Source organism: Bradyrhizobium sp. MOS001 (assembly GCF_004634465.1).
Classification (GTDB): Bacteria; Pseudomonadota; Alphaproteobacteria; order Rhizobiales; family Xanthobacteraceae; genus Bradyrhizobium; species Bradyrhizobium barranii.
In genome coordinates, this window is record NZ_SPVJ01000009.1 from 111,635 (window position 1) to 136,742 (window position 25,108).

General features: G+C 64.8%; 20 protein-coding genes. 12 read left to right on the plus strand and 8 right to left on the minus strand.

Going from position 1 to position 25,108, the window contains the following annotated elements; genetic code table 11:
• Nucleotides 1-58: 58 nt before the first annotated feature.
• The 3 genes from CT676_RS15440 to CT676_RS15450 all read left to right on the plus strand — a co-directional run bounded on the left by CT676_RS15440 (nt 59) and on the right by CT676_RS15450 (nt 4,473).
• Nucleotides 59-1,294: a putative DNA modification/repair radical SAM protein gene (locus tag CT676_RS15440; RefSeq protein ID WP_085403876.1), complete on the plus strand. Its 1,236-nt coding sequence runs from the start codon at nt 59-61 to the stop codon at nt 1,292-1,294.
• Nucleotides 1,294-2,736: a UdgX family uracil-DNA binding protein gene (locus tag CT676_RS15445; protein WP_085403877.1), complete on the plus strand. Its 1,443-nt coding sequence runs from the start codon at nt 1,294-1,296 to the stop codon at nt 2,734-2,736. The genes CT676_RS15440 and CT676_RS15445 overlap by 1 nt, the downstream gene beginning before the upstream one ends.
• A 108-nt stretch (nt 2,737-2,844) precedes the next feature.
• A complete protein-coding gene (locus CT676_RS15450) occupies nt 2,845-4,473 on the plus strand; it encodes an inorganic phosphate transporter (RefSeq protein WP_135214860.1) in 1,629 nt (542 codons plus the stop codon).
• A gap of 76 nt (nt 4,474-4,549) precedes the next feature.
• Here CT676_RS15450 and CT676_RS15455 read toward each other — a convergent pair whose 3' ends face one another.
• Entirely contained in the window at nt 4,550-5,722 is a 1,173-nt protein-coding gene (locus tag CT676_RS15455) for a M20 aminoacylase family protein (protein WP_085403878.1), read from the minus strand.
• A gap of 211 nt (nt 5,723-5,933) precedes the next feature.
• Here CT676_RS15455 and CT676_RS15460 point away from each other — a divergent pair, with 211 nt between their 5' ends.
• The 6 genes from CT676_RS15460 to CT676_RS15485 all read left to right on the plus strand — a co-directional run bounded on the left by CT676_RS15460 (nt 5,934) and on the right by CT676_RS15485 (nt 11,469).
• A complete protein-coding gene (locus CT676_RS15460; protein WP_085403879.1) occupies nt 5,934-7,553 on the plus strand; it encodes a GMC family oxidoreductase N-terminal domain-containing protein in 1,620 nt (539 codons plus the stop codon).
• A 12-nt stretch (nt 7,554-7,565) separates the two neighbouring features.
• Complete coding sequence (locus tag CT676_RS15465) at nt 7,566-8,447, plus strand: alpha/beta hydrolase (RefSeq protein WP_085403880.1); 882 nt, start codon at nt 7,566-7,568, stop codon at nt 8,445-8,447.
• Between the two features lie 262 nt (nt 8,448-8,709).
• Nucleotides 8,710-9,651, plus strand: a complete 942-nt coding sequence (locus CT676_RS15470) for a metallophosphoesterase (RefSeq protein ID WP_085403881.1) — start codon at nt 8,710-8,712, stop codon at nt 9,649-9,651.
• 39 nt (nt 9,652-9,690) lie between these two features.
• The gene (locus CT676_RS15475; RefSeq protein WP_028146964.1) at nt 9,691-10,014 is read left to right on the plus strand and encodes a cupredoxin family copper-binding protein; all 324 of its coding nucleotides are present in this window, start codon (nt 9,691-9,693) and stop codon (nt 10,012-10,014) included.
• Nucleotides 10,015-10,156: 142 nt separating this feature from the next.
• The gene (locus CT676_RS15480) at nt 10,157-10,705 is read left to right on the plus strand and encodes a sigma-70 family RNA polymerase sigma factor (RefSeq protein WP_028146963.1); all 549 of its coding nucleotides are present in this window, start codon (nt 10,157-10,159) and stop codon (nt 10,703-10,705) included.
• A complete protein-coding gene (locus CT676_RS15485; protein ID WP_085403883.1) occupies nt 10,702-11,469 on the plus strand; it encodes an anti-sigma factor in 768 nt (255 codons plus the stop codon). The genes CT676_RS15480 and CT676_RS15485 overlap by 4 nt, the downstream gene beginning before the upstream one ends.
• A 95-nt stretch (nt 11,470-11,564) precedes the next feature.
• On the opposite strand, the gene hpnO is transcribed toward CT676_RS15485, so the two are convergent.
• Nucleotides 11,565-12,956, minus strand: a complete 1,392-nt coding sequence (hpnO, locus tag CT676_RS15490; protein ID WP_028146959.1) for an aminobacteriohopanetriol synthase HpnO — start codon at nt 12,954-12,956, stop codon at nt 11,565-11,567.
• 141 nt (nt 12,957-13,097) lie between these two features.
• Between hpnO and CT676_RS15495 the strand changes: the two genes are divergently transcribed.
• Nucleotides 13,098-13,775, plus strand: coding sequence for a DUF2147 domain-containing protein (locus tag CT676_RS15495; RefSeq protein WP_085403884.1), 678 nt, complete (start codon nt 13,098-13,100; stop codon nt 13,773-13,775).
• On the opposite strand, the gene CT676_RS15500 is transcribed toward CT676_RS15495, so the two are convergent.
• Nucleotides 13,743-16,331, minus strand: coding sequence for an MMPL family transporter (locus CT676_RS15500; RefSeq protein ID WP_135214862.1), 2,589 nt, complete (start codon nt 16,329-16,331; stop codon nt 13,743-13,745). The two genes, CT676_RS15495 and CT676_RS15500, sit on opposite strands and share 33 nt — an antisense overlap.
• Nucleotides 16,332-16,793: 462 nt before the next feature.
• On the opposite strand from CT676_RS15500, the gene ispH reads away from it, so the two are divergent.
• On the plus strand, nt 16,794-17,720 hold the full coding sequence (gene ispH, locus CT676_RS15505) for a 4-hydroxy-3-methylbut-2-enyl diphosphate reductase (protein WP_063984631.1): 927 nt from the start codon (nt 16,794-16,796) through the stop codon (nt 17,718-17,720).
• 35 nt (nt 17,721-17,755) lie between these two features.
• Entirely contained in the window at nt 17,756-18,916 is a 1,161-nt protein-coding gene (gene hpnH / locus CT676_RS15510; RefSeq protein WP_063984632.1) for an adenosyl-hopene transferase HpnH, read from the plus strand.
• A gap of 408 nt (nt 18,917-19,324) precedes the next feature.
• On the opposite strand, the gene CT676_RS15515 is transcribed toward hpnH, so the two are convergent.
• The 5 genes from CT676_RS15515 to hpnC are packed head-to-tail and all read right to left on the minus strand — an operon-like array spanning nt 19,325 to nt 25,058.
• Nucleotides 19,325-20,074 carry a phosphorylase gene (locus tag CT676_RS15515; RefSeq protein WP_063984634.1) on the minus strand — a complete coding sequence of 250 codons (750 nt, stop codon included), beginning with the start codon at nt 20,072-20,074 and terminating at the stop codon, nt 19,325-19,327.
• A complete protein-coding gene (shc, locus tag CT676_RS15520; RefSeq protein WP_085403886.1) occupies nt 20,071-22,038 on the minus strand; it encodes a squalene--hopene cyclase in 1,968 nt (655 codons plus the stop codon). Before shc ends, CT676_RS15515 begins: the two co-directional genes overlap by 4 nt.
• Nucleotides 22,039-22,088: 50 nt before the next feature.
• Nucleotides 22,089-23,345, minus strand: a complete 1,257-nt coding sequence (gene hpnE, locus CT676_RS15525) for a hydroxysqualene dehydroxylase HpnE (protein WP_085403887.1) — start codon at nt 23,343-23,345, stop codon at nt 22,089-22,091.
• Nucleotides 23,345-24,184, minus strand: coding sequence for a presqualene diphosphate synthase HpnD (gene hpnD, locus CT676_RS15530; RefSeq protein WP_071915699.1), 840 nt, complete (start codon nt 24,182-24,184; stop codon nt 23,345-23,347). Before hpnD ends, hpnE begins: the two co-directional genes overlap by 1 nt.
• Nucleotides 24,174-25,058 carry a squalene synthase HpnC gene (gene hpnC / locus CT676_RS15535; RefSeq protein ID WP_014496822.1) on the minus strand — a complete coding sequence of 295 codons (885 nt, stop codon included), beginning with the start codon at nt 25,056-25,058 and terminating at the stop codon, nt 24,174-24,176. The genes hpnD and hpnC overlap by 11 nt, the downstream gene beginning before the upstream one ends.
• Nucleotides 25,059-25,108 lie beyond the last annotated feature (50 nt).

Here is a 25,108-nt window from a genome sequence, read left to right on the forward strand (position 1 = left end):
GGAGTCAATCGAATTGGTGCTCATCCGGATTCGTAAGCTGAATCAAAGGGATTCCACGATGGACGTACAACGCAAGCTGGAGATTCTGGCTGATGCCGCCAAATACGACGCGTCGTGCGCCTCCAGCGGCACCGAGAAGCGGGATTCCAGCGATGGCAAGGGCATGGGCTCGACCGCGCCGGGCATGGGCATCTGCCATTCCTACGCGCCGGACGGACGCTGCATCTCGCTGCTCAAAGTGCTCCTGACCAACGCCTGCAATTACGACTGCCTTTATTGCGTCAACCGCGCCTCCTCCAACGTGCCGCGTGCCCGCTTCACCATCGACGAAGTGGTCAAGCTCACGCTCGACTTCTACCGGCGCAATTACATCGAGGGCCTGTTTCTCTCCTCCGGCATCATCCGCAGCCCCGACTACACCATGGAGCAGGTGGTCAGCGTCGCGCGCAAACTGCGCGAGGAGCATCACTTCCGCGGCTACATCCATCTCAAGACCATTCCCGAGGCCGACGACGCGCTGATCGCGGAAGCCGGCAAATATGCAGATCGCCTCTCCATCAACATCGAGATGCCTGAGGAGACGAGCCTGCAGCAATACGCACCGGAAAAGGATGTGCGCGCGATCCGCCGCACCATGGGCCGGCTGCGGCTGAAGCTCGACGAGGCCGAGGAAAACCGCAGCACAAAGACGAAGGCCAGGCCGCAGCGCTTCGCGCCCGCCGGACAGAGCACACAGATGATCGTCGGCGCCGACGCGGCCTCTGATCACACCATCCTGCACACCAGCTCCAATCTCTATGGCTCCTACCGGCTGCGGCGCGTCTATTACTCCGCCTTCAGCCCGATCCCCGATGCCAGCCGCGCTTTGCCTCTGGTACAGCCGCCGCTGCTGCGCGAGCACCGGCTTTACCAGGCCGACTGGCTGATGCGGTTCTACGGTTTCGACGTTGCGGAGATCGTTGACGACAGCGCGATGCTGCCGCTCGACATCGATCCGAAGCTCGCCTGGGCGCTGCGCCATCGCGACCGCTTCCCGCTCGACGTCAACCGCGCCAGCCGCGAGGAGCTGTTGCGCGTGCCGGGCTTCGGCACCAAGGCGGTCGAACGCATCATCGCGACGCGGCGCACCACCACGATCCGCCTCTCCGATCTCGCGCGGCTGCATGTGCCCCGCAACAAGGCGCTGCCATTCATCGTCCTCAGCGATCACCGGCCCGCGCCGCATCGCCTCGACGAGGCGCGGCTGATCGAACGGTTCAAGCCGAAGGCAACACAATTGGGGTTTGGCTTCTGATGCAGTACATCACCCTCGACACCGAAACCGATTTCGACGGCTGGCGCAAAGCCGCGCGTAGCCTCGTGCTGCATCATGTGCAGCCAACCGATGTCACCTGGACCGTACAAGGCGGCGAAGCCGAGCTGTTTGCACCGCCCTCCCCGTCTCCGATATTTGAGGTGAACGACAGCACCTTTAACGTCTCGGCAAAATTCGTCGATCTCGCCAAGGCCGCGATCCTGCATCGCGACGGCGAGCGCTTTGCGATCCTCTATCGCCTGCTCTGGCGATTGAAGGACAATCACGATCTCATCGAGGTCGCGACCAATCCTGATGTCGCGCAAGTCACCGCCATGGCAAGAGCAGTCCATCGCGACGAGCACAAGATGCATGCCTTCGTGCGCTTCCGCGAGATCGGCCGCGAGCGCGCGGCGCATTACGTCGCCTGGTTCGAGCCGGAGCATTACATCGTCGAGCTTGCCGCGCCGTTCTTTGCCAAGCGCTTCGCCGACATGCCATGGTCGATCCTGACACCCGATCTGTGTGCGCATTGGGATGGCCACGCGCTCTCGTTCACGTCGGGCGTGAGCAAGAGCGAAGCACCCGGCGAAGACCGGCTCGAGGAAACCTGGCGGCGCTACTACGCCAGCATCTTCAACCCGGCGCGGCTGAAGGTGAAGGCGATGCAGACGGAGATGCCGAAGAAATACTGGAGGAACCTGCCCGAGGCGTCGATCATTAAGCCCTTGATCGAGGACGCCGAGCGCATGACCGGCGCCATGATCGCCAATGCCGCAACCGATCCGCACAAGCCCCAGAAGCGGCCGGAGGCTCCGATGCCACGCAAGCTGGCTGCCGACGATCTCGAAGCGCTCCGCGAGGAGGCCGCGCACTGCCGCGCCTGCCCGCTCTACAAGGACGCGACGCAGACCGTGTTCGGCGAGGGCCCGAAAGACGCGACCATCATGCTGGTCGGCGAGCAGCCCGGCGACAAGGAAGACCTCGCCGGCCACCCCTTCATCGGCCCGGCCGGCCAGATGCTCGACCGTGCGCTTCAGGAAGCCGGCGTCGACCGCAACAAGGTCTACGTCACCAACGCGGTCAAGCACTTCAAATTCGTGCCGCGCGGAAAGATCCGTCTGCACCAGAAGCCGGCGACGCCGGAGATCCGGGCGTGCCGGCAATGGTACGAGCGGGAAGTTTCGGCAATCCAGCCCGAGCTCATCGTGGCAATGGGCGCCACCGCCGCGCAGAGCGTGTTCGGCAAGATCACCCCGATCGGCAAGACCCGTGGCCGGCTCATAGATATGCCCGAGGGACGCAAGGCACTGGTGACGGTGCACCCGTCCTATCTGTTGCGGCTGCCTGATCCGGAAGCCAAAGTGCTGGAATATCAGCGCTTTGTCGAAGACCTGAAGATTGCCGCCAGTTTGCAGAAGAAAGCCCCACGCGCCGCCTAAATACTGGCGAATACTGGTGGGAAAGCGACTTTAGGACGCAGTTGTCATCCAGCCTTCAAATCCATCGCGGACAATAGCCCCTTCAAATTAGTTAAGGGGCGTCCAAAAATGACAGACGTTGCATTCGACCGTGCGGTAGGCGATCCGACGCCCGTCCAGCCGGCTTCCAGGCCAAATCTCGACAAGGGTTTTAACCCGCTCACGATGATCCTGTTCTTCGGCATCCTTGCCGCAGGCCTGCTGTTCGTTGCCTACAGCATCTATGTCGACGTCAACGCGACCGGCACGAAGGTGACGACCTTCCTGCCCTACATCCTCTTGTTCGTCGCGCTGCTGATCGCGCTCGGCTTCGAATTCGTCAACGGCTTCCACGACACCGCCAACGCGGCGGCCACCGAGATCTACACCCATTCGCTGCCGGCTGAATTCGCGGTGATGTGGTCGGGCTTCTTCAACTTCCTCGGCGTGCTGCTGTCCTCCGGCGCGGTCGCGTTCGGCATCGTCTCGCTGCTGCCGGTCGAGCTGATCCTCCAGGTCGGCTCCAGCGCCGGCTTCGCCATGGTGTTCGCACTCTTGATCGCCGCGATCATCTGGAACCTCGGTACCTGGTATTTCGGCCTGCCCGCCTCCTCCTCGCACACGCTGATCGGCTCGATCATCGGCGTCGGCATCGCCAATGCCGTCATGCGCGGCCGCGACGGCACCTCGGGCGTCGACTGGAGCAAGGCCACCGAGATCGGCTACGCGCTGCTGCTGTCGCCGCTGTTCGGTTTCATCTGCGCCGCCGTGCTGCTGCTGCTGCTCAAGTTCATCGTGCGCAACCCTGCGCTCTATGCCGCGCCCGAAGGCAACAAGGCGCCGCCGCTCTGGATCCGCGGCCTGCTGATCGCAACCTGCACCGGCGTCAGCTTCGCCCACGGCTCGAACGACGGCCAGAAGGGCATGGGCCTGATCATGCTGATCCTGATCGGCACCGTGCCGACCGCTTACGCGCTCAACCGCGCGCTGCCGGAGAGCCAGGTCGCCCAGTTCCAGAAGGTCTCGGAGGCCGCCTCCAAGGTGATCGCGGCCAAGGGCGCCGGTCACTCGATCATCGGCGATCCTCGTCCTGCGGTGACGCAGTACATCACCTCGCACCACATCAGCGAAGGCACCTACCCCTCGCTGTCGGTGCTGGTGAAGGATGTCGGCGACCAGGTCGCGAAGTACGGCTCGCTCAACAAGGTACCGGCGGAAGTGGTCGGCAACACCCGTAACGACATGTACCTGACCTCGGAAGCGATCCGCTTCCTGATGAAGGACAAGGAAAACGACCTCAACAAGGAAGAGGTCGCGACCTTGAACGCCTACAAGGGCGGCCTCGATAGCGCCACGAAGTTCATCCCGACCTGGGTGAAGGTCGCCGTCGCCATCGTGCTCGGCCTCGGCACCATGGTCGGCTGGAAGCGCATCGTCGTCACCGTCGGTGAGAAGATCGGCAAGACCCATCTCACCTACGCACAGGGCGCCTCCGCCGAGCTGGTCGCCGCCGCCACGATCGGCGCCGCCGACGTGTTCGGCCTGCCGGTCTCGACCACCCACGTGCTGTCGTCGGGTGTCGCCGGCACCATGGCCGCGAACGGCTCGGGCCTGCAGATGGCGACCATCCGCAACCTGCTGATGGCCTGGGTGCTGACGCTGCCCTGCGCGATCGCGCTGTCGGCCACGCTGTATGTGATCTTCTCGCGGATCTTCTGAAGCCGATCACGCGCCTCAAAGACAAAGGGCCCGTGCGATGAACGGGCCCTTTTCGTTTGTGGTTCGGGGGGCGGCGTTAAGACGCCGCGAGCGATTCCTCGACCAGCTTGACCCAATAGGACGTGCCGAACACGATCGCCTCGTCGTTGAAATTGTAGGCTGGGTGATGCAGGCCGGCGCTGTCGCCGTTGCCGCAGAAGATGAACGCGCCGGGCCGCGCTTCCAGCATGTAGGCGAAATCCTCGCCGCCCATCAGCGGCGGCATCTCGTGCACATTGGCCTCGCCGGCAACGTTCCTGGCGATGCGCCGCGCCACCTCGGTCTCCGCAGCGTGGTTGTTCACGACAGGGTAGTTGCGCTTGTAGTGCAGGTCGATCTTGGCGCCGGTGATCTGCGCCACGCCCGCCACCACCTCGTGCACGCGCTTCTCGACCAGCTTGCGCACCTCCGGCGACAACGTGCGGATGGTGCCCCTCAGCGTTGCGGTCTGCGGAATGACGTTGCGGGCGTTGCCGGCGTGAAATTCGCAGATCGAGATCACGGCCGATTCCAGGGGATCGACGCTGCGGGCGACGATTGACTGCAGCGCGGTGATCACCTGCGCGCCGACCAGCACGGAATCGACGCATTTGTGCGGACGCGCGGCGTGGCCGCCGAGGCCCTCGATCATGATGTCGACCTCGTCGGTCGCCGCCATGATCGGGCCCGGCCGGATTGCGAACGAGCCGATCGGAATGCCCGGGCCGTTGTGCATGCCGTAGACCTGCTCGATGCCGAAACGCTCCATCAGGCCGTCCTTGACCATGGCCGCGCCGCCGGCGCCGCCTTCCTCGGCAGGCTGGAAGATTACGACAGCATCGCCGGCGAAGTTGCGGGTCTCGGCAAGGTAGCGGGCCGCACCGAGCAGCATCGCGGTGTGGCCGTCATGGCCACAGGCGTGCATCTTGCCCGGAGTCTTGGAGGCGTAAGGCAGGTTGGTCTGCTCGTCGACGGGCAGCGCGTCCATGTCGGCACGCATGCCGATCACCTTGAGCCCATCGCCGGCCGGCTTGCTGCCCTTGATCACGCCGACCACGCCGGTCTGCCCGAGGCCGGTCACGACCTCGTCGCAGCCGAACTCGCGCAGCCGGTCCGCAACGAATGCTGCGGTGCGGTGAACGTCGTACAGCAGCTCCGGATGCTGGTGGATGTCCCGGCGCCATGCCTGAATATCGGGTTGGAGGTCGGCGACTCGGTTCACGATGGGCATGGAGGGTCTCAAGCCTTGTTGGGAATACAGGACTGTCTACCATGCAAGCACCAGTCCACCTAACTCCCGTGGATCGAGGGTCCCCTGTGCTCTCGTCATGGCCGGGCCTGTCACCAGCTTGTCTTGGCCATCCACGTCTGACTATTAGGACGGAAAGCGCGTGGATGCCCGGGACGAGCCTGGGCATGACGCCTGTTTGGGTGGAAGCAGAATGCCGAGGCGGCTCGAAGGTGAGTTTGACTACATTGTCGTCGGGGCCGGCACGGCCGGCTGCATCATCGCCAACCGCCTCTCGGCCGTATCAGGGAATCGCGTCCTCATTCTCGAAGCCGGCGGCGACGACAACTGGATCTGGTTCCACATTCCGGTCGGCTATCTCTTCGCGATCGGCAATCCGCGTTCGGACTGGATGTTCAAGACCGAGGCCGAGCCCGGTCTCAATGGCCGCTCGCTGGCCTATCCCCGCGGCAAGGTGATCGGCGGCTCTTCGGCGATCAACGCCATGATCTCGATGCGCGGACAGGCCGCTGATTACGACCACTGGCGCCAGCTCGGCATGACCGGCTGGGGTTATGACGACGTGCTGCCGCTGTTCAAGAAACTCGAAGATCACTTCCTCGGCGCGAGCGAGCATCACGGCGCCGGCGGCGGCTGGCGCATCGAGGCGCCGCGGCTGTCATGGGCCGTTCTCGACGCCGTGGGCGACGCCGCCGAGGAGATGGGCATCAAGCGCATTCCGGATTTCAACACCGGCGACAACGAAGGCACCAGCTATTTCCACGTCAACCAGAAGCGCGGTCGGCGCTGGTCGTCCGCGCGCGGCTTCCTCAAGCCCGCACTGAACCGCCAAAATCTGCGGCTCGAGAAGAACGTGCTGGTCGATCGTCTCATCATCGAGCAGGGCCGCGCCGTCGGCGTACGCTTCATCCAGAATGGCGAGGTCATCGAGGCGCGCGCGAAGCGCGAGGTGATCCTCTCGGCAGGCTCCATCGGCTCAGTGCAGGTGCTGCATCGCTCCGGCATCGGTCCCGCCGACTGGCTGTCGCCGCTCGGCATCGACATCGTGATGGACAAGCCCGGCGTCGGCCGCAACCTTCAGGACCATCTCCAGCAGCGCGCGATCTACAAGGTCGAGGGTGTGCGCACGCTGAACGAGACCTACTACAATCTGTTCCGCCGTGGCCTGATGGGGCTCGACTACGCCTTCCGCCGCCGCGGACCGCTGACCATGGCGCCGTCGCAGCTCGGCATCTTCACCCGCTCCGACGCGACGCGCGCCCGCGCCAACATCCAGTTCCACGTGCAGCCGCTGTCGCTCGACAAGTTCGGCGATCCCCTGCACTGCTTCCCCGCGATCACCGTGAGCGCCTGCAATCTGCAGCCGACCTCGCGCGGCACGGTGCGGCTGCGCTCGGCGAGCTTGGACGAGAAGCCGATCATCGCGCCGAACTATCTGTCGACCGACGACGACCGCCAGGTCGGCGCCGACGCCATCCGGACCACGCGGCGACTGATGCGGCAGAAGGCGCTCGCGAAATATCGCCCGAGCGAATATCTGCCCGGTCCCACCGTCGGCGACGACGATGCCTCGCTCGCCAAGGCCGCCGGCGACATCGGCACCACCATCTTCCATCCCGTCGGCACCGCAAAGATGGGCGCGGCGAATGATCCGATGGCGGTGGTGGACGAGCGGCTGCGTTTCTACGGCCTGAGCGGCCTGCGCATTATCGACGCGTCGATCATGCCGACGATAACGTCAGGCAATACCAATACGCCGACAGCGATGATCGCCGAGAAGGGCGCGACGATGATTTTGGAGGACGCGAAGTAGCGTCCCGTCCCCATGATCAATCCACATCGCTTCTCCATTGGCCCCACTGACGCGCAGATCGCGATGCTGCAATGGGGCGAGAGCGGGAGGCCGCCCGCGCTGCTCGTGCACGGCACCGGTTTCGTCGCCGACGTCTGGGACGAGGTCGCGCGCGAGCTTGCATCGACCTGCACCGTTTACGCGCTCGACCGCCGCGGCCACGGCGCGAGCCACAAGCCCGATGCCTATCATTTCCTTGATTATGCCGAGGATGTCTGCCGGGTGATCGATGCGCTCGATCTGCGCGACGTCTACGGCATCGGCCACAGCGCCGGCGCGACCGATCTCCTGCTCGCGACGAAACTTCGGCCAGGACGCTTCACGCGCCTGTTCGTGATGGAGCCGACCGTGATGGACCCGCGCGCGGCGCGGCCCGGAGGCTTGAGCGAAGACTCGCTCACCCGCGTCCAGGGCACGCTGCGCCGGCGGGCCGAATTCGACAGTGCCGACACCGTGTTCGAGCGCTACCGCACAGCGCCGGCGTTTGCCGATTGGACCGAACCATCGCTGCGGGCCTATGTGCGCCACGGCTTCGTGCCGCTGGAGAATGGCCGGGTTCGGCTTTGCTGCACGCCCGAGATCGAATTCGCAATCCTGCGTCCGATCTACGAGGCGATGGAGCAGGTCTATGTCGGCGATGCCCGCGGCAATCCGTTTGTCTCGCTCACCGAGATCGACTGCCCGGTGCGCGTCACCACCGCCGCGAAGTCGGGGCCGATCTACAAGGAGATGGCGCGACGCGCCGTGTCGCTGATTCCGCGCGTCAGCACACTGGTCTTCGAGGGCGCCGGGCACTGCGTGGCGCAGGAAGTGCCGGAACGCGTGGTGGAGGCCGTGCGGGAATTCGCGAAATAAGTCTCGCGCCCCGGACGCGCTGCAGCGTGCAACGCTGCTGCGCAGAGCCCGGCCCAGACAATCCGAGCCGCGTGGGTCCCGGCTCTGCGGCGCACCGCCATAACGCGTCGAAGACGCGCGTGAACCCGCTCTTGGGCGCTGCACCGCGTCCGGGACACGAGACCCTACCACCTCACGAAAACGTCATCGCATCCGGGAATAAGTCTCCTCCGCCCCCAATCACCTCCCCGAAGCCCAATTCCGGGCGAAGTGGAGACGTGCGATGAGCGGACACGATCACGGGGACGGCGTCAGCCGCCGCAAGGTGCTGGAATGCATGACCTGGGCCGGCACCGGGGTGCTCTGGACCATCACGGGCGGCGTGCCGCGCTCGCTCGGCATCATCGATTCCGCGCAGGCCGCCACGGCAGCCGCGCCCGGCATGACCTTCCTCCAGATCAGCGACAGCCATGTCGGCTTCGACAAGCCGGCAAACCCCAACGCGCTCGGCACGCTGGAGGAGGCCATCAACAAGATCAACGCAATGCCGGCAAAACCCTCCTTCATGATCCACACCGGCGACATCACGCACCTGTCGAAGGCCGCCGAGTTCGACAATGCCGACCGCATCATCTCGCAGAGCAAGCTCGACGTGCACTACGTGCCTGGCGAGCATGACTTTCTCGACGAGGAGGTGAAATTCTATCGCGAGCGTTACGGCCGCGGCACCAAGGGTGCAGGCTGGTATTCGTTCGACGCCGGCGGCGTACACTTCATCGGCCTCGTCAACGTCGTCGACCTCAAGGGCGGCGGTCTCGGCAATCTCGGCGCCGAGCAACTCGCCTGGCTCGAGGACGATCTGCGCGGCAAGTCGAAATCGACACCGATCGTGCTGTTCGCGCATATCCCGCTCTGGACGGTCTATCCCGAATGGGGCTGGGGCACCGAGGACGGCGGTCGCGCGCTCGAATACGTCAAGGGCTTCGGCTCCGTCACCGTGCTGAACGGACATATCCATCAGGTGATGCAGAAGGTCGAGGGCAACGTCACTTTCCACACCGCGCGCTCGACTGCGTTCCCGCAGCCCGCGCCGGGGACCGCGCCCTCGCCCGGACCGATGAAGGTCGAGGACGCAAAGCTGCGCGGCATGCTCGGCGTCGCCAGCATCAACTTCAAGCAGAACGAGCAGCGGCTCGCGATCATCGACACGCCGCTGCAGGGTTGATCCAAGATTGAACGGAAAAAGGCTGAACGGAAGCTGACAATGAAAACACTCAATCGCCGCGACTTCGGTGTCGCCGTGGTCGCGGCCATCCTGTTGCCCGCAACGACGGCCCGTGCCGACGACATGGAAGTGCATATCGACAATTTCGTTTTCCAGCCGGCCGAGTTGAAGATCAAGCTCGGCACCACCGTGACCTGGACCAACCGGGACGACATCCCGCACACCGTGGTGTCGGCCGGCAAGTTCAGGTCCAAGGCCCTGGACACCGACGACAAGTTCTCGTTCACCTTCACCAATGCGGGCGACTACAAATATTTTTGTTCGTTGCACCCGCACATGACGGGGATGATCAAGGTTGAGTAACGTCTCAAACCAAGGCATCAACGTCTTGCCCGGCCGGTGGTCCCACGCCGGCCGGGCTCGTGTGCCTTCCGTCACACACGGAGACGAAACAAACAGGGACGAAACAACGCGACGCGCAGAACAAGAGGCAAAGCGAGGAGCGATGCCCGCCAACGACGATTTGCAGAAGGCGCAGCGCTTCCGTGAAGCCGCGCTGCCCTATCTCGACGACGTCTACACGCTCGCGCGCTATCTGCTGCGCGATGCCTCCGACGCCGAGGATGCGGTGCAGGAGTGCTATTTGCGCGCGCTGAAGCATTTTGACAGCTATCGCGGGCCGGCGATGAAGCCCTGGCTGTTCGCGATCCTGCGCAACGTCTGCAACGCAGAATACGCGCGGCGCGCGCACAGGCCCAGCGCGATCGAGGATACGCCCGGCGCCGCCGAGCAGACGCCGATCTGGCAGGAGAGCGAGGCGAGCCCCGAGACCGAGGTGCTGCGCAGCCGCGATGCCGGCGCCATCCGCAAGTTGATCGACGCGCTCGCCGAACCGTTCAAGGAAACATTCGTGCTGCGGGAGATCAACAACCTGTCCTATCGTGAAATCGCCGAGGCCGTCGGCGCCCCCGTCGGCACCGTGATGTCCCGCCTCGCCCGCGCCCGCGCCATGCTGCGCGCGGCCTGGACGGCGGAAGAGGAGCACTCGAGATGACCTGCGACGAAGCAAAAATCCTGCTTCACGCGCTGCTCGACAACGAGCTCGATGCCGGCCACGCGCGCGAGGTCGAAGCCCACATTGCCAGTTGCCCGGACTGCGCCGCGGAGTTTGCCGCACAACGCGAGATGCAGCGCGTGCTCGCCGACACCGATTTGCGCTATGCCGCGCCGGCTAGCCTGCGCGCCCGGATCGAAGCCGCGCTGCCGCAGCCGCAGCGCCGGCAACCGACCCGCCGCTCCGTGCTGCGCGGCTTTGCGATGGGCTCGGCCGTCTCCGCGCTCGCCGCCTCCGGCGTCGTCGCCGTGGTGCTGCGCCAGGACGACCAGCAGCGCATCCTGTCGGAGGTCGTCTCCGCGCATCTGCGCTCGCTTCAGGCCGGCCATCTCATCGACGTGGTCTCCACCGACCAGCACACCGTGAAGCCGTGGTTCAACGGCAAGCTCGACGTCGCCCCGCCCGTGATCGATCTCACCGCGCAAGGCTTCACGCTGGTCGGCGGCCGGCTCGACTATATCGACGCCCGCGCCATCGGCGCCGTCGTTTACAAGCGCCGGCAGCACGTGATCAATTTGTTCGTATCGCAGACATCGAACGCGGAATATCGCGCGCCGAAGACCGAGACCATGCAGGGCTTCAACTGCCGCCGCTGGGGCAATCGCGGCCTGAACTTCTGGGCCGTCAGCGATATCGGCGCCGACGAGCTCGCCGAATTCGTCGACAAGTTCGAGGCGGCGATGAAGGCGAATGTGGAGGGGTAGCTGGCGGAGCGAAGCAATCCAGCCCGCATCCGCAGAGGGATACTGGATTGCTTCGCTTCGCTCGCAATGACGACCGCTGAGATAGATCGGCGAATTTACGCCGACCGCCGCACCGCGTTGTCCACCAGCGTCTTGCCGAGCGACCAGATCGCGCCGGGGACCTTGTGGCTGCCGGCGATGACGTCGTCGAAGGCGCGCTCGATCCAGCCGCAATCTTCCTCGGTGATGGTGAGCGGCGGCAGCAGCTTGATGGTGTGGCTGCCGTGACCGGCGACTTGCGTGAGGATCTTGTGGTCCTTGAACAGCGGCACGGTGATGAGCTGGCAGAACAGGCCCTTGTTGGCAGCTTCCAGCACGTTCCAGGACGCCCGCAGCCGCAGCGACTTCGGCGGGCCGAACTCGACGCCGATCATCAGGCCCTTGCCGCGCACTTCCTTCATCAGCTCGTAGCCTGGCACCATGCGCGTCAGCGCGAGGCGCAGCTCGGCGCCGCGCTTGGCGGCGGACTCGATCAGCTTCTCGGACTCCATGACGTCGAGCGTCGCGATGCCCGCGGCCATCGCCAGATCGTTCTTGGAGAAGGTGGAGCCGTGCACCACGGCGCGGTCCATCTGGTTGAAGATCTTGTCGAAGATGCTCTTGCGCGTCAGCACGGCGCCGACCGGCACGTGGCCGCCGGACAGCGACTTCGACAGCAGCACCATGTCGGGCTCGACGTTCCAGTGCTCGACCGCCAGGAAGCGGCCGGTGCGGCCCATGCCGGTCTGGATCTCGTCGGCGACGAACAGCGTGCCGTATTTCTTGCAGAGCGCGGCAGCGCCCGGCAGGAACTCGTCGGTGGGCATGTTGACGCCCTTGCCCTGGATCGGCTCGACGACGAAGGCCGCAACCTCGCGCGAGGCCAGCGCCTTTTCGAGCGCGGCGAGGTCGTTGAACGGAATCGAGGTGCAGCCGGGCAGCAGCGGCTCGAAGCCGGTACGGAAGTTCGAATCACCCGTTAGCGACAGCGCGCCGTAGGTCAGGCCATGATAGCCGTGGGCGCAATAGACGATGCCGGGACGGCCGGTGGCGCCGCGGGCGAATTTGATCGCGGCTTCGACGCATTCGGCGCCGGAATTGGCGAAGAACGCCTTGTCGAGATAGGGGACGTATTTCAGCAGCCGCTCGGCGAGCACGCCGGCAAGCACCGAGACGTCGAACTGGACCAGATTGGGCAGGTCGGCATCGAGCACGCTCTTGAGCGCCTCGCGCATGACAGGGTGATTGCGCCCGATCGCGAACACGCCAAAGCCGGACAACAGGTCGAGATAGCGCGCCCCCTCGCGATCGTAGAGGTACTGCCCCTGCCCCTTCTGGAAGCCGACATCGTAGCCGATGGTCTTGAGAACCCGAACGAACTGCTCGTTCAGATACCGATTATGCAGGGTGCTGCGCTGGGCCTGACGGTCCGCGAATAGCTGAGACATGTCTGGATTTGGGCTGTGCATCCGCTACATACTTCGCTTGAGGGCCGGCTCGTCAACTGAAAAGGGACCGTTACCGAAAACGGTCTGTGCGGCCTTTTGCCCTTTTTCGGACCATCTTCGCAAGCACAGCTTTAAACCATGTTGCACTGCCAAGGAACTATCATGCGTTTAGCCCTTTACACCGGACTAATACTGGCTGGTGGTTACACCTGCCTGACACCCGCGCTCGCCGCCGATCCCACCGGCGACTGGCGGGTCGCCGACGCCGTCGCCAACATTCGTGTCGCCCAATGCAATGGCAGCATGTGGGGCGCGGTTTCCTGGGAAAAACAGCCCGGCGGCCGCGATGAATACAATCCGGATCCGTCGAAAAAGACCAGGCCGACGCTGGGCATGGCGACCCTGATCGACATGAAGAAGAAGCCCGGCGTCGATCAGTGGGAAGGGCAGGTCTACAACGCCAAGGACGGCCAGCTCTACAGCGCAACCATCACGACCGTCGGCACCGACCAGCTCGAAATCAAGGGCTGCGTGATGGGCTTCCTCTGCGGCGGCGAGACCTGGACCCGCGTCGCCCCGCCGATTCCTTTGAGCACCGCCAACGCCATGGCCAAGGGCGCACCGAAGCCCACCGGCGCGGCGCCGAAAGCCCAAGGCAACAACGGCGGCACCACAGGCGGCCCGACAACAGGCGGCACGACCGGCGCCAGCGCCACAGCGCCGGCCCCTGCCCCCGCAGCCCAGAAGACCGCTACCACCGCCAAGCCCGGTCAGAAGAACGCCGCCGACCCGGTCGGCGACATCTGCCTACTCCCTGAGATTGCGGGGTTTGCCCATTAGGGCCGGCTGGAACAGCAGCACTGCGGCAAGCGTCGTCACCAGCGAGAGTGCGAGTAGCTTGCCCATGCTGGACGTTCCGGGGTGGCTCGACAGCCACAGGCTACCGAACGCGGTCGCCGTCGTCAGCGCGCTGAAAAAGATCGCGCGTGTCAGGCTGGTCTGGAGCAGGTTTGTCCTGCCCGAGCGCCAGGCCACGACATAATAGATCTTGAAGGCGACGCCGACGCCGAGCAGCAGCGGGAACGCGACGATGTTGGCGAAGTTGAGCGGCAGCCCGATCAACACGCAGATTTCGAGCGTCACCGCGCCGGCGACCAGCAGCGGCACCAGCGTCATCAGCACGTCGACGAACCGCCGCAGCGTGATCCAAAGCAACAGGCCGATCACCAGCAGCGCGTAGATGCCGGCGTGGATGAACGCCTTCACCACGGTGTCACCGGATTTCAGGATCGAGACCGGCCCGCCGATCGCGGTCGGCTCGGCCGCGAGCACCGCCGCCGCAAATTTGCGCAGCGTGTCGTTGTCGTTGGGATCGCCCTTCGGCTGCGCCTCGACGCGGATGATCCCGTCCTTGCTCTTCCAGGCGCTGACGAGCTCGGGGGGCAGTGAGGCCAGGGTGACCGGCCCGGCCTGCATCGCGTTCCTGAGCTGGCCGAACGCGATCTTCAGCGGCGTGACGAACACGTCCTGCGCCGTGTTCCGCGTGGCCTCGTCGCCATTGGCGAGCTTTTCGAGCGCGTCCGCCAGCCGGCGCGAGGCGACGGCGCCCGGGCCCTTCGTGTCACCGGCGGTCCGGCGCAGATTGTCGACCGAGGATTTCAACGCCTCGACGTTTTCCTTGTCCGTTGGCGCAGCGTCGACCTGGTCAGGATTGAGCGCGGGGTTGAGCACCTTGGCGCCCTGCGCGAGCAGCTTCAGCTTTGGCGCCTGGTCGGTCGGCACGAAGCTGTCGAGCGACATCACGCGCAGCACCTCCGGCACCTTCTCCAGCTTCGACTCGACCTGCCTCGCCTGCTCCTCGGACGTGGTCATCACGTTGATGGCATTGGCGCCGGTGTTCGGATCCTTGCGCAAATCGAGGAAGGTCGCGATCGACTCGGCCTTCGGGTTGCGCAGGTTCATCGGGTTGAAGTCGAACTTCAGGAAGTAGAGCAGCGGCAGGCCGGCGAGCGCCAGCAGCAACGTGCCGCCCACGACCAGCACACGGTGCTTCTCCAGAAAGTAATCGAGCGGCGCCAGGAAGGCATAACCGACGGGCTCCTGCTCACCGGGCGGGTTCAACAGCTTCAGCATTGCGGGCAGTACGGTGATGCTGGAGAGGAACGCCACCAGCATGCCGACGCCGGCGATCTGGCCGAGCTCGGAGATGCCCTTGTAATCGGTGGGCAGGAAACAGAGGAAGCCGGCGGCGGTCGCCATTGCCGCCAGCGACAGCGGCACCGCGGAGCGCTTGGCGGCAAGCACCAGCGCGCCGGAGAGATCGTTGTGCTTGTAGCGCTCCGAGCGGTAGCGGACGCTGTACTGGATACCAAAATCGACGCCCAGTCCCACGAACAGCACGGCGAACGCGATCGACAGCAAATTGAACGAGCCGACCATCATCAGGCCGGCAGCGGTCGTCAGCGCAAGGCCGACGAAGAGATTGACGAACACCGCGAAAATGATCTTCGACGAGTGCAGCGCCATCCACAGGATGAGCAGCACGACCAGCACAGTCCCGACGCCGTTGACGACGGCGCCCTCCTGGACGGTGGCGTATTCCTCGTTGGCGATCGGGACGGGACCGGTCAGTCGCACTCGTGCCTGGTACTTGTTCGCAAAATCCAGATCAACTGCCGCCTTGCGGATCGCGTCGGTGGCGCCCTTGCCGGGCTCCAGCGCGTTGTAGTCCAGGATCGGCTTGAACTCGATGAAGGCGCGCTTATCGGAATCCGTCAGCGGCTCGTCGCTGACGAGCTCACGCCAGGAGAAGCTCGCTTTGCCCTTGTTGAGCACGGTCTCGACGGTCTGCGCGATCTGATTGAAGGGCCGCGCGGTATTGTCGAGCTTGACCTGGCCGCGCTTGACGCCGGCAAGTCCCGTCTCCAGCGCGCCGGTCAGGCCGCGGATCGAGGGATCACCGGCCATGATCTCGACCAGGGGCGCTGCGGATTCGAACTGGCTGGTGATCTTGCCGACCTCTTCGGTCGGCAGGAACAGCAAGCCGTTCTTCTCAAAGAACTCGCCGGTGCCGAGCTGCTGCATCGACTGGAAGTCGGTCTTGTTGTCCTTCAGCTTGGCGAAGAGCGCATCCGCCGCCGCGGTCGCCATCTCCGGCGTCCTGGCCTCGACGACCGCGAGAATCGTCGCGTCGCGGTCGAAGGCACGGTCGAATTGCTGGTCGCGCTGGCGCCAGTCCAAATTCTGGGCAATCAGCGAATTGATGTCGGTGTTGATGGCGAAATGCTTAGACGTGTAATAGCCCGCCCCGACCGAAAGCAGGAGCCCGAGAACGACGACGAGGGAGGCAAACCGGGTGCAGGCCCTGACGATGGCAACGACTACGCTTTGCAGCATCTTTTCTTTCTGCGGTTAACAGCTTGCCGGAAACGCCCGCTGTTTATCGGAGTTCCCCGGCGAAACCTATTGCTGTTTTGAGTGGTTCTCGCCGCACGAAGGTTCGAGGTAAACGGCGACAGACCTAGGCAAAATCATGCGGGGCGGTCGGTATAGCCGGTGACTTGAGGCGGGAAAGTGGCGAAGCGGTGAGCACAAATGTCGCCATTTTGCTCAGAGCGCATGCCCTATTATAATACCGCGGATGCGCACGGTAACGGAACCAGGGTTTCATCCGGTCTTTCCTTTTTGCCGATTTTTTGACACAAAGTGCTGTGCCTCCATGCGCCGGGGCCCAGATAGGGTGGGCGGTTACCGCGTGCGCGAAACCAATGGTGCGGTTATTGCAACTCATTGGACAGTATCGAAGTGCGGCCGGGGACTTGAGAAGCGGATTGGTGCAAATTGCGTGATGGGCGTCCTATGGAAGTTTATCTAGCGCAGCCGCGCGGCTTTTGCGCGGGCGTGGTGCGTGCGATCGAGATCGTGGAACGGGCGCTGGAGAAGTACGGCCCGCCCGTCTACGTGCGCCACGAGATCGTGCACAACAAGTACGTGGTCGAGAGCCTGAAGAACAAGGGCGCGATCTTCGTCGAGGAACTGTCCGAGGTTCCGCCGAAAGCCGTGACCGTTTTCAGTGCCCATGGCGTCGCCCGCAGCGTCGAGGAAGAGGCTGCCGCGCGCGACCTTCCGGTGCTCAATGCCACCTGCCCCCTGGTCACGAAAGTTCACAATCAGGGGAAACGCTACATCTCCAGGGGCCGCACCCTGATCCTGATCGGCCATGCCGGCCACCCCGAGGTCGAGGGCACGATGGGCCAGGTTCCCGCCCCGGTGCTGCTTGTCCAAAGCGTTGAAGAGGTTAAGGCCTTGACGCTGCAGGCGGATACGCCAGTGGCCTACATCACCCAGACCACCCTGTCGGTCGACGACACCAAGGACATTATTGCGGCCCTCCAGGCCCGCTTTACAGATATTCAAGGCCCGGATATCCGGGATATCTGCTATGCGACACAGAACCGCCAATCTGCGGTAAGGGACTTGAGCAAGCTGGTCGACGTGATCTTGGTGGTGGGCGCTGCCAATAGCTCGAACTCGAACCGGCTCCGCGAAATCGGCACTGAGGCCGGCGTCGCGAGTTATTTGATTGCCGACGGCAGCGCGCTCAATCCGGAGTGGTTGAAGGATGCCAAGACCGTCGGCGTCACGGCCGGCGCTTCGGCGCCTGAGGTACTCGTGGATGACGTGATCGAAGCGATGCGGCGGATCGGACCAGTCAAGGTCTCGGTGCTGCCGGGCCGCGAGGAAAACATCGAATTCCGGCTTCCGGCCGAACTGGCTGCGAGCTGACCCACCCGAATTCCTAGCCCAGAAAGAAACTTGTAATGGCTATCCCCTTCTTCAAGGAAATGCGTATCGGCGGCTATTTGCTCAAGCAGAAACTGCTTGGCCGCAAGCGCTATCCGCTCGTGCTGATGCTGGAGCCGCTGTTCCGCTGCAACCTCGCCTGCGTCGGCTGCGGCAAGATCGATTATCCGGATGCGATCCTCAACCGCCGCATGACCGCCCAGGAGTGCTGGGACGCGGCCGACGAGTGCGGCGCGCCGATGGTCGCCATTCCCGGCGGCGAGCCGCTGATCCACAAGGAGATCGGCGAGATCGTGCGCGGCCTGGTCGAACGCAAGAAGTTCGTCTCGCTCTGCACCAACGCGCTGCTGCTCGAGAAGAAGCTCGACCTGTTCACGCCCTCCCCGTACCTGTTCTTCTCGGTGCATCTCGACGGCCTGAAGGACCATCACGACAAGGCTGTGTCGCAGAAGGGCGTGTTCGACCGCGCCGTCTCCGCGATCAAGGCGGCCAAGGCGCGCGGCTTCACCGTCAACGTCAACGCCACCATCTTCGACGGCCATCCGGCCGAGGAGATCGCGAAATTCCTCGACCTCACCGTCGAGCTCGGTGTCGGCGTCTCGATGTCGCCGGGCTATGCGTATGAGCGTGCGCCGGACCAGGAGCACTTCCTCAACCGCACCAAGACCAAGAAGCTGTTCCGCGACGTCTTCGCGATGGGCAAGGGCAAGAAGTGGAACTTCATGCATTCCGGCCTGTTCCTGGACTTCCTCGCCGGCAACCAGGAATACGAGTGCACGCCGTGGGGCATGCCCGCGCGCAACATCTTCGGCTGGCAGAAGCCCTGCTATCTGCTCGGTGAAGGCTATGCCAAGACCTTCAAGGAGCTGATGGACACCACCGATTGGGAAACCTACGGCACCGGCAAGTACGAGAAGTGCGCCGACTGTATGGCCCATTGCGGCTACGAGCCGACGGCTGCGACCGCTGCCATCAGCCACCCGCTGAAGGCGATGTGGGTGTCGCTGCGCGGCATCAGGACCACGGGCCCGATGGCGCCCGAGATCGACATGACCAAGCAGCGTCCGGCGCAGTACATCTTCTCGGCGGAAGTGCAGAAGCGCCTGTCGGAGATCCGCAAGGACGAGGCGGCCGCGGCGCAGGAGAAGGCGGCGCGGAAGGCGTCGACCGCCGCGTAAGCACGCAAGTCGGTACGAACAAAGAAGGCCCGGTCGCCACCGCGACCGGGCCTTTTCATCTTCGGCACGAACGCCCCGAGGCGACCGGAGGCAGATCCGCTGCCCCGTGAAGCCAAACGGCCCTGCGCGGCCACTCGTGCCATAAGGCAGATTGCCGACCTTCGTCAGGCTGATCGCGCTGAATCCAGCAAACCGACGATCGAGCCCAGCGTGTCCGGAACGAGCGTCGTGCGACGGCGATCTATCTGCGTCCAAGCGAGTCGGCGGCAATTGTCGAGGGCATGATGCGACGGACGCTGTGGGTCGTGGATCGAAACCGCATGGAAGCGACCGAGTGAGCAGGCACCAAAACGCAAAAGGCCCGGTCGCCAATGGCGACCGGGCCCTTTGCTTTATCGTATCAAGAGGTCAGGCCGCCTTGGAGACCAGGGCCTCGCTGTCGACGAGCTCGGTGCCGATCAAATAGTCGCGGCAGCCGCGCAAGCTACGCAGCGCGCGGTTGAAGTCGATGCCGGTCGAGACCAGCGCATGCAGCGTGGTCGGATTGCGCACGATGCCGCGCAGAACGGCGGCGAGATCGATCTGGCCGTTCGGCTTGATGGCGGCGCGGGCGAGCGCCGGCAGCGCGCGATGGGCGGGATCGCTGATGACGCGGACCGCGGCAAAGGGCAGCCCCGCCTCGGCGGCGTAGGCGGCCGCGATGTGGCTCTCCATGTCGACGGCGGAGGCGCCGGTTTCCGAATGCAGCGCCGCCTTGCAGGACCGCTTCGTAACCACCTCCTCGGCGCCGGCAAGGCTGCCGCGCACCACGCGGCGGCGGCCCGACGTCAGGCGGTCGATCAGGTCGTCGCCGAGCGACAGGCCCGCGGCCCAGCGGGTATCGCCGGAGAGCACCTCGGTCGCCAGCACGACGTCGCCGGAGCGCAGCGTCGGGTCGAGCCCGCCGGCCACGCCGAACGAGATCACGCCGCGAATCGTCTCGGGATCCACCACCGTCAGAAGCGCCCGCAACTGGGTCGGGCTGCTCGACGAGCAAATGACCGCCATTCCGGGCCCAGCCGCGATACGGGCCTCCTGAACCAGTCCAGTCACGATCAATATCGGCCGCGGGTCGATGGCATTACCCACGGTCAGATAGTCCCCCGTCCCCAAAGTCACATCCCGACCCCTACCACCCTGCTGTTGGTGTTCCGCAAGTTCCGATACCGCGCCAACGCCCACAGCGGGAAGAACTTCGGGTAACCGTGATAACGCAGATAGAATACACGAGGAAAGCCTGTGGCGGTGTACCGCTGCTCGTCCCACAGTCCTTTTTTGTTCTGTGTTGCAATCAGGTACTCCACCCCGCGGGCGACGGCCGGGTGATCAACCTCGCCAGCAGCCATCAGGGCAAGCAAGGCCCATGCCGTTTGCGAGGCGGTCGAGGGAGACGCCTCCCAGCCCTTGTAGTCGAGACGGTAGCTGACGGCGGCCTCGCCCCAGCCGCCGTCCTTGTTCTGGATCGAGGCCAGCCAGTCGGCGGCTTTCCGAATCATCGGGTCGTTATGGCGGACGCCGGCCATGTTGAGGGCACAGAGCACCGACCAGGTTCCGTAGATGAAGTTCATGCCCCAGCGGCCGTACCAGGACCCTTCCGGGTGCTGGGTCTTCCTGAGGTAGGCGACCCCGTCGGCGACATGCTTGCTGGTCTTCTCGGTCTCGCCGAGCTGGGCCAGCATGGAGATGCAGCGCGCGGTGACGTCCTCGGTCGGCGGATCGAGCAGCGCGCCATGGTCCGAGAACGGGATGTTGTTCAGATAGTATTCGAGGTTGTTGACGTCGAAGGCGGCCCAGCCGCCGTCGTCGCTCTGCATGCCCTCGATCCACTCCCGGCCGCGGTCGATTGCGGCGTCATAGCCGGTCGCACCGTGCTCGCGTCGCATGCGGTCCATCGACATCACCACCACCGCGGTGTCATCGAGATCGGGATAATAGGCATTGTTGTACTGGAAGGCCCAGCCGCCCGGGCGCACGTCGGGCCGCTTCACCGCCCAGTCGCCCTTCACCTCGAGCTCCTGCTTCGGGATCAGCCAGTCGAGGCCCTGCTTGGCCGCAGGCAGGGCTATGTCACCGCCGGCTTCGAGCAGCGCGTGGGCGGTCAGCGTCGTGTCCCACACCGGCGAGACGCAGGGCTGGCAATAGGCCTCGTCGCCGTTGAACACGAGCAGCTTGTCGATGCCGCGGCGCGTGACCGCTCGCGGCGGATAATTCTCGTCCTTGCCGAGCGCGTCATACATCATGACGATGTTGGCCATGGGCGGATAGATCGCGCCCATGCCGTCCTCGCCGTTGAGCCGCTCCTCGGTGAAGGCGAGCGCCGTATCGATCGCGCGCTGCCGCAGGCTCTTCGGAAACATCGGCTCGATCACGCGCAGAATGCCGTCGAGCGCGCGGAATAGCACGAACCAGGCCATGCTCTGGTGCGGCGCCTTCGCGGTCATGCCGATCGAGCGCGGATCCTGGAGAAACAGCTCGTCGATCCCGACGCCCTTCGGATTCTTCGCCAGCGGCTTCAGCGCGGCGAGAACCATCAGCGGCACCATGGTGGTGCGCGCCCAGTAGGAAATCTTGTTGAGGTGGAACGGCGACCAGAACGGCAACAGCACGATCTCGATCGGCAGCACCGGCACCGCGCGCCAGGTCACCACGCCGAACATCGCAAGCAGGAAGCGCGTGAAGACGTTGCTGTTGATCGCGCCGCCGCGGGCATGGATCGCCTCGCGCGCACGCACCATGTGCGGGGCGTCGACGGAATCACCGATCATCTTGAGCGCGAAGTAGGACTTCACGCTCGCGCTCATGTCGAACTCGCCGTCATGCACGAGCGGCCAGCCGCCATGGGCGCCCTGCACGCGGCGGAGATAATTGCCGAGCTTGGCCTCGAGCACGGCGTCCACGGGCTCTGCGAGATAATGGCGCAGCAGGATGTATTCGGCCGGAATGGTGCAGTCGGCCTCGAGCTCGAACACCCAATGGCCGTCGGATTGCTGGAAGCCGAGAACGCCTTGCGTCGCCGACGCAATGCTCGATTCCAGGACGCCCGATTCCAAGGCTTCGCGGCTGGTCGCGTTCACGGAATCCATGTCGCTCGATTGCTCCGATAGTCGATTGAAATTGACCGGGACTTTGCCCGTCAGGGCCGCTTTGCGGCCAAAACCAGATCGGCGGCGCGATCACCGGACCGCACCGATCCCTCGATGGTTGCAGGCAATCCCGTAGCAGTCCAGTCGCCGGCAAGAAACAGGTTTTTCAGCGCAGTGGCCGGCCCCGGACGCAGGGCATTCTGGGCCGGCGTGGCCGCAAATGTGGCACGGCGCTCGCGCACGATCTGCCAGGGGGGCAGCTCGCCGGAGACCCCGCCCGCCTTGCAGACGTCGTTCCAGATCGCCTGCGCGAGTTCCTCGCGCGGCATGTCGACCAGGCGGTCGCCATTGCTGATGGTCACGGAGAGCCGGTTCGGGAACGCGAACAGCCATTCCACGACGCCGCCGATCACGCCGAGGATCGGCGCCGAGCCCGGCGGCGGTTCAAAGCGGAAATGCGCGTTCACGATGGCGCGGAATTCGGTCGGCGTCTTCAGCCCGGGCAGCAGGCTCGCAGCGGCACGCGGCGGCACTGCCATCACGACGACATCGCCCTCACCGAGCTGGATCACATCCTCGCCGCCGAAATTCAGCGCGCTGGCCTTGCCGTCACCGGTCGTAAACGAACGCAGCTCATGGCCGAGCTGAACGGTGTGGCCGCGCTCCTGCAAGAACTTGACGGCAGGCTCGATCAGCACGGCGCTCAAGCCGTCGCGCGCAATCAGCGGCCGGCACGCCTGTCCGCCGGCAAGCAGCGTCTCGCGCACGATCGCGCCGGCAAGCCCGGCCGAGCCCTCGGGCGGATCGACGTTGAGCGCCGCAAGCAGCAGCGGCTGCACCAGCCGCTGATACAGGATGCCTTCGCAGGGAATGGACTTGCCGACCAGCGTCTCCTCCGACGCCCAGATCAGCGGCGCCAGCTTGAGATAATCGCTGAGCCCGGTGTCGGGAACGCGGCGGCTCTCGTCGAGCACCCAGGTCGGCAGCCGGCCATCGCCGAGATCGATCTGCCAGCGCTGCCCGGTCTTGATGTCGACGAACGGAAACTGCGCGCGCTCGGGGCCGACGAGGCCCGCCTCGGTGCCGATCGAGCGGGCATAGGCGCGCGCATGGCTGTTGCCCGACAGCAGCAGATGATTGCCGTTGTCGATGGTGAGATTGGTGGCGCCGTCGAAATAGGAACGGCAGCGGCCGCCGGCCTGGTGCGTCGCCTCGTGCACGGCGACCTTGAAGCCGGCATTGGCGAGCCGCACGGCGGCGGAGAGGCCGGAAATTCCAGCACCGATGATGTGAGCTGTCTTTTGCATCAGATGAAAGCGTAACGGAGCAGGATCAGGATGCGCGCGACCTTCGACACACGCACCGGCTCGCGCGGCGCGTTGAAGCCGCGTGCGATCAGGAGGTCCAGAATGGAATGGTAGTATTTCGACATGATCCGCGGCGCGCGCACGGCGCGGCGCTTGTTGCGGTTCATGATCTCGTCAGACTTCTCGAAATGCGCCTTCGCACGCTGCGTCAGCGGCTGGCAGACCTTCGGCAGCGCGCGCTCGGTGATCACGCGGTTCGGGTCGTTGGAGGTGATGCCGGCATGCAGCAGCGCCTCGCGCGGCAGATAGAGCCGGCCGAGGCCAGCGTCCTCGTCGATGTCGCGCAGGATGTTGGTGAGCTGGAGCGCGCGGCCGAGATGGTAGGCGAGCTGGATGCCGTCTTCCTCGGGCAGGCCGAACACCCGCACCGACAGCCGCCCCACGGCGCTGGCGACGCGATCGCAGTAGAGATCGAGCGTCGTCATGTCGGGCGCGCGGATGTCCTGCGGCACGTCCATCTCCATGCCGTCGACGATCGCAAGGAAATCCTCGCGCTTGAGGCCGAAGGTCTTCACCGAGGCGACGTAGTCCTTCAGCCGCGGCGGCGGATGGCCCTGATAGAGCGCGTCGATGTCGTTGCGCCACTCCTGAAGCGCGGCGAGCCGCTCGTCGCGCGGGCCGTCGGAATCGGCGATGTCGTCGACCTGGCGGCAGAAGCTGTAGATCTGGAACATCGCTTCGCGCTGGTCATGCGGCAGGATGCGCATCGCAGCGTAGAAGGAGCTGTTCGATGCGGTCGAGCCGTAATTGGCGCTGGGCGAGGTCGCCTCAAGCGTCATGTGCAGTCCCCGGTCTGGAAATGGCCTTGCGCCCGATCGCGCGGCGGCCGACTTCGCCGATCATGCCGGCGAGGCTGAAAGTGAGAAGCTCGAACTTGTTCAGATGCACGCGCTCGCGCAGGGGATCGCGCACCTTCAACAGGCGCACGATGCGATCGGCATAGGCCTGGATCACCGCGACGTCGACGCCGAGGCGGAAATCGCGGATCTCCGCGCTGAGCGACCGGCCCTCGTCGAGCAGGGCTGCGTTGCGCACGGCGAGCGCCTGAAGGCAGGCCAGCATCGCCGGCGGCGACTGCGTCAGCCCGAGCTGCTCGACCGAGGCGCCACTCGCGGCCAGCGCGTCGCGCGGCAGATAGACGCGATTGAGCTCGCGAAAATCCTTGCCGCAATCCTGGAGGTGGTTGTTGATCTGAAGACCTGCGCAGAGCGCGTCCGAGGCCGCCCATGTCGACGTGCTCTCGCCGTGGACGTCGAGCATGAAACGGCCGACCGGCATCGCCGAGTAGCGGCAATAGTGGATGACCTCGTCCCAGTTCTCGTAGCGCAGCTTGGTGACGTCCATGCGGAACGCGATGAGCACGTCGAGCGCGTGGCGCGGCGCCATGCCTCGCTCGGCCAGCGCCCGCCGCAGAATGACGGCTTCGGCCTGGGTGTCGCCCTCGCCGAGCAGTTCCGCCTCGAGCAGGTCGAGATAAGCGAGCTTCTGGTCGGGCGGCAGCGTCGCGTGATCGGCGATGTCGTCGGCGGTGCGGACGAAATTGTAGTACGCCAGGATCAGCGCGCGATGGCGCGGATGAATGATCCAGGACGCGACGGGAAAATTCTCGTCGCGGTCACCCTTGCCGGATCGCAATTCGCTCGCAGAGGTCATCGAGGGCTGGTTTACAATCGTTTGGACAGGAAGGGCTTTTTCGCTCGCGC